This is a genomic window from Novipirellula sp., assembly GCF_041583735.1.
In the GTDB taxonomy this organism is placed as follows: domain Bacteria; phylum Planctomycetota; class Planctomycetia; order Pirellulales; family Pirellulaceae; genus Novipirellula.
The window spans coordinates 1-7546 of record NZ_JBFHFD010000423.1; the positions used below are offsets into that span (position 1 = coordinate 1).

A 7546-nucleotide genomic window follows, 5' to 3' on the forward strand; every position below is an offset into this window, starting at 1 on the left:
TCTGTCAGCGGTTGGCGACATTGTTGGGCGGCGACATCGAGGTCGAAAGCGTCGTCGGTGGCGGAAGCACTTTCACTGCCACGATTGCGACGGGGCCGCTGGAAAATGTCCCCATGATGGATGCCAACGAGACGACGTATGAGCACGAGACACCGCATGAGCGTTCCGACAAAACGGACTCAACTGAATCGCTCAGCGGTACTGTTTTAGTCGTCGATGATCGCCGCGACATTGTGTTCATCGCACAGCGTTTTATCGAGCAGGCCGGCGGACGAACATTGACAGCCGAAAACGGCCAGGAAGCGATCGATATTCTTCGTGATCCGAATCACCATGCGAAAGTTGATGTTGTCTTGATGGACTGTTCGATGCCGATCATGGACGGATTTGCAGCCGTTCGCCAAATGCGAGCGGAAGGTTTCGACTTACCCGTCATCGCTCTGACGGCCAATGCGATGCAAGGAGCCGAAACCAAGTGCTTGGCGGCTGGTTACAGCGATTACCTCACCAAGCCTTTGCAAAAGCGAAAATTCATCACCACCTTGGCCAAGTACCTTCATGCCGTCGCTTCGCAGACGTAAGATCCTTTCAATCAATCATCAAACTGGTCTCGGCATCGGATGACGTATCGTGAACAAAAAGTCTCATGCGTATATTTGGGTGGTAGTTATGTTTTTCCGTCGGTCGACGGCAACTTTTTAGAGCTTGGTTGTAATCAACATAACGACCAGGACGCCCAAGATCAGGCAACTGATGTTAGTACTTTGCAAAAGCACAGCCACGATTAGCAAAAGTAATACAATTGCGATGATTTCAAACCGCATGGTAATTGCTCGCTTCGCTTTACTGTAGGATTGTTTGTTTCGCCTGCGTTCAACGGCAAGACAAAGACGAATGTGCTCACTGTTTTGCCGACGGCTACGGTCGTGGTTGAAATTACCTCGCACCGTTAAAAAAACCTCTTGTCAAATCGCACCTGTTTTCTCCCGGCCATCACACACAAGTTCTGAATATAAATTTCAAAAGCGAGACCAGCAGTTTGTACTATCGTTGCGACAGCTAGAATTGCGCTAGACTGTACACGAAATAAAAGGGGCCAACCCTTGGGTTTCTTAAAGCGGATTTGTGGCAGCGTGCAAGCGCTTCGCCACATTCAAATTATCCACTTTCACCAATACATTGTTTCATGCATTATAGATTCAGCAAGCGGAGCCTCAACGACCCAGATTTTACGATGGGGCAAAAAATAATTCACGAGGTGCTCGACGGAGATGATGTTCAAATCGTTAGGGGCTCCGTGTTTACTGCGCGTAAAAGCAACTGCACGTTCACAATATCGGCGGTCGAGGCTGCCCGTACAGGTCTAAGGAATAACGTTCAGCAATGTCAAAGAACTTCTCAACTGACGGTGACCTCTCATGAGCGAACCATCTTCAGAACCGCTAACGTTTAACACGTTGGGGAATTACCAATGGCCGTCGATGCCAGCGGACGAGTCGATTCGCGGCTTCGGTTGGCAAATCTGGAAGCGTTTCAAAGGAACCGCCGATGATCCTTCTGTCTCGGATCCTTTATTGAAATGGGATAACAAAAAACGGCTTGAACGCATCACCGATGCGCCGGCTTGTGAAACGGTCGTCACTGAAATGGAAGCAACCTTCGGCGATTGGGCAAAGGATAAAAATCCGTCCAGATGGTTGCAACTTGTGGTCATGCCACCGATCGATATCAACAACGTCGTTCGGATGTGGGCTCGATCCAACGGACATCACGTGATCGAACCTCCGCCTCGTGAACTGCTTCTTGATCGATCAGCAGAGGTCAACGTCTCCTTCGACTACGACGCTTCTGTGGTGGTCATTCCGCAGTTGGAACGATGGTTTTTGCGGCACCAAGACGGCCTCTGTCACGTTCGCAAACTACTTCAGCACGCGGCCGGCGCCCATCGACACTGCGTGATTGGCTGCAACTCTTGGGCGTGGCAATTTTTGGATAAAGCGATCTGTGCTGGACGTCTGCTACCGGTCGGATTAGTTCCCAATGCGTTTGATGCTCAGCGATTGCAGTCTTGGTTGATCGATGCGGCCGAGCGAGAGGGTAAGGGGGATCATGCATTTCGATTGGTCGAAAGCGGCGACATCGTTGGTAGCGTTTACTTCGCCAAGTTAGCTGCCCGCAGTCTGGGGATTCCTTTGGTCGCTTGGCAACAGTGGCAGCTTGCGATACAGACCGATCCTGGCAAAATGCAAAAGAAGCGTGAAACATCACCGGACGAAAAAACATATTGGCTGTCGAAGTTCGAAGAGTTTCATTTGCCGAGCGATGATGCAGATGCCTCATTGTTGACACTACACGCTTTGCTAATTCACGATGGTTTGACCGCTGAAGAACTTGACGAAGTCATGCCAAGTGTGGATGGATCGAACGTGTTGCCGTCCTTGCAAGCAGCGCGAGTTATAGAGAGCCAACAGGGAAGGTGCCGGTGCATCCCGGCAGCCTATCCTGCTATTCGATCCAAGTTAGTTGACGCTGGGTTCTCGAAGGACAAACTATGAAATTTCCCTTTCTAAAACAATTGATGGCGTTGCAAGTCACGCCGATATCACCATTGCTTACAGAACCGGATCAAAAGGGCCAAGCAAATGGTAAGGAATCGGGTGCTGAGGAAGTCCAAGAAGAAGCAGTACAGTTGCTCAATGACTTTCAAGACATCAGTGTCTTACATATCGTAGCGACTCTCTTTGTCGCTTGGCTAATCATTTGGTTGGCTCGCAAAACGCTACCTTTGCTGGCCGAGCGTGGGCCGAGCCAAGCGAGGCTTTACATTTTAAACGCTGTCCCCATCATCCGACTGCTGACGATGACGATGGCCATTCTTTGGGTGATCCCGATCATTTTCAACGTCACGTTTGAAAACTTCCTGATCATAGCGGGTGGTGCGAGCGTCGCGATTGGGTTTGCTTTCAAAGACTACGTTAGCAGTTTGATCGCAGGTATCATCGCGGTTTTCGAGCGACCGTATCGCCCCGGCGATTGGGTTAAAATTGGTGATGATTATGGTGAAGTTCGATCGGTGGGAATGCGCTCACTTTGTTTACAAACGCCGTCGGATGATTTAGTCATCGTTCCCCACACACGGATTTGGGATGAGAATATTGCGAATTCCAACAACGGCGAGCAGACGTTAATGTGTGTCGTGGATTTTTATATCCATCCCGATCATGACGCCGATGAGATGCGAGCCGCATTGCGTGAGGTCGCGATGACCAGCGGCTACCTGCAATACAGCAAACCAGTCTTAGTGATGTTGTCCGATGAGCCATGGGGGACACACTACAAAGTGAAAGCTTACCCGTTTGATTTGAGAGATCAATTTGCATTCATTAGCGATCTAACCGGCCGTGGAAAGAAGGCGATTCGCCGAGTTGGAGGCAAATTCGTGACAGTCGGTTATGCTGATGCAGCGGGGGCGAGAGTTCCCGATAGCTGAATCTTTACTATCTGACGAATTGCACCCCAAACTTGACCTTGGCCAATCACGAGATTCCGAATGTTTCACCCGATTAGCAAGAACAAACGCAATGGATGGTGGTACATGTTGCTCGTGTGGTGCGGTCTGCTCTTTATCACCGCAGTAATCCCACTGTTTCCGGTTGATTGGTGGTGGGTCCGCATTGGCGACTATCCACGTCTGCAACTACTTTGTATTTACGTTGTGACGTTGATGGTCATCGCAGTCTTTCGTCGGCAATCGATGGCGAAATGGATAGCAGGAATGTTGGTGGTTTGTTGCTTTATTCAACTGTTCTGGATCTTTCCCTACCTGCCGTTTGCTCCTAAGAGTGTGCAATCCGCCCGCTCGCACGATCCCGCGGCAAGGCTGCGAATCGTGTCCATGAACGTACTGCAAGAAAACCAAAACGCAACCGCAGTGTTGACGATCGTGCGGCGTGAAAAACCGGAGGTCTTGGTTTTGTGCGAAGTCAACGAGCGTTGGATGAATGATCTAGCAGAATTGGACCAATGGTTCTCATTTTCCAAGAAACATCCGTTGGAGAACCGATACGGGATCGGGCTTTGGACCAACCTCGACGTCGAATCCTGTCGCGTGCGGTCAATGGTGAAAAAGAGCATTCCCTCGATTGATGCGACACTACGATTGCGAAATGGACAGTCGGTTCGTTTGTTTGCGGTCCATCCGAATCCGCCACGCCCAGGGGAAAGTACCACCAAACGCGATGCCGAGTTGGTGATGGTCGGCCGTGAAGTCGCCGACGAAAAATCCGCGATCGTGCTTGGCGATCTGAACGATGTCGGTTGGTCACGGACCACCGATTTGTTTCAGGAAGTCAGTGGTTTGCTCGATCCGCGGGAAGGACGTGGTTTCTTTTCGACCTTCGATGCGACGTCGTGGTTCATGAGGTATCCACTGGATTACACGTTTCATTCGGACGACTTCCGTGTTGTAGAAATAAAGACGCTGGAATTCATCGGCTCAGATCACTTTCCGTTAATGATTGAGTTGAGTCATGAACCGGCAGCCGAACTGCAACAAGAGGCCCCCGAACTAGACGCTGGCGACAAGGAAGACGCCGACCAAGCAGTCGATGCAATCCGCTAGAGCAGAAGGACAGCAACAACTACTTGAAATTACATTCGTCGGCGGGGAACTAGCTTTGGTTGGACGCGGGAACCATGAATAGCGGTAAAATGACGAAGCCACTTTCGCAAGTATGGGAGAACATACGATCGCTAAGCGAGATCAAGTGTATCTGAACGTAAGTGATTCGTTTGCTGACGCGTTCGGACGACGCGCGGCAGAGCAAATACAAGCACGACGCGTGAGCGAGTGATTGTGTTGTTACGCGAGTAAGCGAGTGAATCATCTTTTCTGTCGATAGAGAGAACCACTCACTTACGTCTCGTGTTGGTATGACGAACGAACGTGATGCTGTTCCTTTGATGCTCTCAAAGATTTTTGTGTCTATTTAGTTGATGTTGCCGAGGTGCGTCTCGGCTCCTCCAGTCGTTCGCGAATTGACCAAGTTGTACGTTTATCTCGCAGACTGAAAGTCGGTCGCTTGATCGCTGACACCCCTCATCGACAGGGGCGACGGTGATTGCATCCAACTACCGCGGCCGCCACCGTGAATCAGATTCCGGTCCAGCGTTTGCGTCATGATGAGATTCAGTCGGACTGCTGCATTATCCGCGGATGAATCACCGCGAGGGATCCGTTTTTCTCACTGGAGTGCCACGGCGTCGACTCATGATTATTAACATTTGTCTGTTAACGTTGCTGGCGCTATTGGCGATCGGTTCGCTACTGAATCTTAGTTCCAGTCCCCATTGGTTCATTCGCGGTTGGGATTTTCCTCGCCTCCAGATTGTTGGCATTGGTTGGGCACTAGTAGTGGTTTTCGCTGCGTTTCAGGTTTTGCAGTCGGATCCGTCGGTCAAAGGCACTGTAATCGCGGTTAGCCTCGCAATTTTCCTAACTCTGTGGCATGGATTCCGGATTTATCCTTACACCCGGCTGGTCTCACCTCAGGCAGTCGGTACGCCGAGGTCTTACCTAAACTCTGACGTGCGAGATGACCAGACCGTCCGGATCGTCTTTTCCAACGTCGAAATGGAAAACCACGATTTTGATCGCTGGATGACGACGATGCGGGAGGTTGAGCCCGACGTGGTGGTGGTATTAGAAGCCGACCAAGCCTGGATCGACGGCATTCGCCCGTTCATCGACCAATTTAAAGATCACGTTTTGGTACCACAGGACAACTGGTACGGAATGTTGATGATGTCGCAGCTACCGATGACATCGTCAGCAGTCCATTATCTGATCCAAGAGGATATTCCATCGATCGACGCCGAGATTCAACTCCGCGACGGGACGGGAATCCGTCTGATCGCAGTGCACCCTCGTCCACCTGAACCGATTCGAGACAACGATTCAGTTGCTCGGGACGCGGAGTTGATCCTGTGGGCGAAAGAGCTCGCCGAGGAAAGCAGCCCGGTGGTGATCGGCGGAGATCTGAACGATGTAGCCTGGTCACCTACGACGCGACTATTCATGCGTATCAGCGGATTGCTGGACCCTCGACGAGGCCGCGGTTTGTTCAATTCATTTGATGCGAGTCGCTTTTACATGCGTTTTCCGTTGGACCATGTTTTCCATTCGACGCATTTTACGGTCAGCGATATCCGCCGCCTTCCTGATGTCGGATCCGATCATTTTCCGATCATGATCGAGCTGCGGTACGCGCCGCAGCAAGCGGACGAGCATGACGTGCTGGAGAAGAAAGTTGGAGACGAGGAGGAAGCCGAGAATCGCATTGAGCGGGCGGAAGTTAGTGACGAGATGCAAGGCGATGCGGTCGATGGCGTGGGTACCGAGGGAACGGACGCGATCAATTCAACTACCAAAGCGGATTTACATCAATGATTGCTGCGCACATCGAGTGCCGCAACATCGTATTTTGCAGTTCCGGACAGGACACAGAGCAATCGATTAAACGATGCTTGCTTTGTCGAAGAGGCATTTGACCGAGATTATTGACGACTTGACGACTTGAAGATTGGGGAGCAGGATCGGTCGGCGGAAGTTGCAAGAGCCATCTCCCAAGATCGTCATTTTTGACTGCTCCTTCAACCGATTGATCAAAAATCGAATCCTATCGCTCATTTGAATTAAACTCTTTCTAGCGATTCGATATTAGGGTGGCTCGCGGAACGGTACGCACAAGCATCGCCAATGCAAACGATCATGCTGAGCTAACTGCGGTTCCGACATTGTTCGGGTTAAGTAGCTCGTCGTGCTGCTGTCCATTGGCCCACACTGCCATCTCGGTGCTCTGGGCATTGCCACGGATCGTGTTAAACGCAACATCAGCGGCGTCACGACCAGTACCGACGCGGACGAAGCCGCCTACCGGAGCAAGCCGAGTGGCATCAAATAAGTACCAACGGCCATCCAGGTATGCTTCAAAAAAACCGTGGAAATCCGGTGGATTTAAATTCACTGCGTAACCAGCAACGTAGCGAGCGGGAATACCCATCGCTCGGCACAGGCTGATCGCAACATGGGCGAAGTCTCGGCAAACGCCCTGCTTTAGCTTGAGCACATCGCACGCTGTCGTCGTGGGGCCGGTGCTGCCAGAGGTGTAAGACAATTCGTTATAGGTCCAGTTGCAGATTGCGGTGACTCGCGAGTACCCCGGCAGCAGTGTACCAAAAAGGTTCGTCGCAAATTGCAGAAGCTCGTCGGACTCGCAGTATCGACTTGGGTTGAGGTACGTGAGAACATCTGCTGGCAACTGCTCAAAAGGTGTCTCTGTCACATCCGCAGCATCCGCTTGTTCGACATTCAAATTGACGGTCGCGCTGTAGCTGATGGTCAGTTCACCCGGCGGCACGGAAAGCCTAACCGGTCGATTGCCCAAGGGGCCAACAGCACATTCCTCAATTTTGTAGAATGGTTCGACGGCGAATGATTCTTCGACGATCTGCTGATGGTCGTTTCGAGCGACCGAAATATTAAACA

At 51.2% G+C, this 7546-nt stretch carries 6 protein-coding genes; 5 read left to right on the forward strand and 1 reads right to left on the reverse strand.

Annotation, left to right across the window (positions count from 1 at the left end):
- The 5 genes from ABX962_RS24605 to ABX962_RS24625 all read left to right on the forward strand — a co-directional run.
- On the forward strand, positions 1-581 hold a 581-nt coding region (locus ABX962_RS24605; protein ID WP_372723224.1), incomplete at its 5' end, for a response regulator.
- Positions 582-1418: 837 nt separating this feature from the next.
- Positions 1419-2555, forward strand: coding sequence for a hypothetical protein (locus ABX962_RS24610; RefSeq protein ID WP_372723226.1), 1137 nt, complete (start codon positions 1419-1421; stop codon positions 2553-2555).
- Entirely contained in the window at positions 2552-3490 is a 939-nt protein-coding gene (locus ABX962_RS24615; RefSeq protein WP_372723228.1) for a mechanosensitive ion channel family protein, read from the forward strand. The genes ABX962_RS24610 and ABX962_RS24615 overlap by 4 nt, the downstream gene beginning before the upstream one ends.
- A gap of 60 nt (positions 3491-3550) precedes the next feature.
- Positions 3551-4621 carry an endonuclease/exonuclease/phosphatase family protein gene (locus ABX962_RS24620; protein WP_372723230.1) on the forward strand — a complete coding sequence of 357 codons (1071 nt, stop codon included), beginning with the start codon at positions 3551-3553 and terminating at the stop codon, positions 4619-4621.
- Positions 4622-5269: 648 nt separating this feature from the next.
- Positions 5270-6448, forward strand: coding sequence for an endonuclease/exonuclease/phosphatase family protein (locus ABX962_RS24625; RefSeq protein WP_372723232.1), 1179 nt, complete (start codon positions 5270-5272; stop codon positions 6446-6448).
- Between the two features lie 319 nt (positions 6449-6767).
- Here the strand turns inward: ABX962_RS24625 and ABX962_RS24630 are convergent, their stop codons facing one another.
- A complete protein-coding gene (locus ABX962_RS24630) occupies positions 6768-7538 on the reverse strand; it encodes a transglutaminase family protein (RefSeq protein ID WP_372723234.1) in 771 nt (256 codons plus the stop codon).
- Between the last annotated feature and the right edge of the window lie 8 nt (positions 7539-7546).